The organism is Rhodoferax sp. RT5P35, from assembly GCF_056521385.1.
Window position 1 is genome coordinate 1 of sequence record NZ_JBWMAX010000311.1, and the last position, 1,093, is coordinate 1,093.

A 1,093-nucleotide genomic window follows, 5' to 3' on the forward strand; every position below is an offset into this window, starting at 1 on the left:
ATTCATCGCCCGTGGTGAAGGGGTAGGGAAATGCCTGGGTATCGGGCACCAGCAGGGGTTGGCCCGCCTCGGCCTGGCTGATGATGAAGCCACCACCCACCGAGAAGTAGGTCTTTTCCAGCAAGGTCTCGCCCTGTGCATCGAATGCGTACAGCCGCATGCCATTGGGATGGAACGGCAAGGGCCTGCGCAGCATCTTCAGGCACTCACGCTCGTTGAAGGCAATCGCGTGGATGCCCAGCAGCTTGAGGGTCTGCGTGTCACGTACGGTTTGCAGGCGCGGCGAAATGGTGTCGGGGTCGATGTGGTCGGGTTCTTCCCCCTCCAGGCCCAGCAGTACGGCTTTGTCGCTGCCGTGCCCCTTGCCGGTGGCCCCCAGCGAACCATACAGTTCGCAGCGCACGGCATGCACGGCAGGGAGTAGCCCACCGGATTGCAGCGACTGCGCAAACAAATGTGCGGCGCGCATCGGGCCCACGGTGTGTGAGCTGCTCGGACCGATGCCGATTTTGAACAGGTCGAAAGTGCTGAGTGCCATGGGTCAGGCCGGTGGTTCAGCGGTAGACCGGGAAGGCGGCGGTCAAATCCGCCGCGGCGGCGCGCACGCGGGAAACCACGCGCTCGTCTTCCGGGTGGTCGAGCAGGTCGGCAATCAAGTGGCCCACCTGCTGCGCCGCTGCTCCCTTGTAGCCGCGTGTGGTCATGGCCGGAGAGCCCAGGCGTATGCCGCTGGTCACCATCGGCTTTTCGGGGTCGTTGGGAATGGCGTTCTTGTTGACAGTAATGTGGGCACGGCCCAGCAGGGCTTCGGCAGCCTTGCCCGTCATGCCCTTGGCGCGCAGGTCCACCAGCATCACATGGCTCTCGGTGCGGCCCGAGACAATGCGCAGGCCGCGTTGCACCAGCGTTTCGGCTAGTGCGACGGCGTTCTTCACCACCTGCTGCTGGTAGGCTTTGAATTCGGGTGCCAGGGCCTCGTGGAATGCCACGGCCTTGTCTGAAATCACATGCATCAGCGGCTCGACTTGCAGGCCGGGAAAGAAAGCGCTGTTGATCGCCTTCTCGTGTTCTAGGGACATCAAAATAATGCCGC

General features: G+C 63.1%; 2 protein-coding genes. Both read right to left on the reverse strand.

What is annotated here, in order from left to right; all coding sequences use genetic code 11:
• Nucleotides 1-538, reverse strand: a 538-nt coding sequence (locus tag AC097L_RS25900) for a serine dehydratase beta chain (RefSeq protein WP_479589559.1), incomplete at its 3' end; no start/stop codon positions are given.
• A 16-nt stretch (nt 539-554) separates the two neighbouring features.
• The coding region (locus AC097L_RS25905) for a PLP-dependent aminotransferase family protein (RefSeq protein WP_479589560.1) at nt 555-1,093 on the reverse strand (539 nt) is incomplete at its 5' end.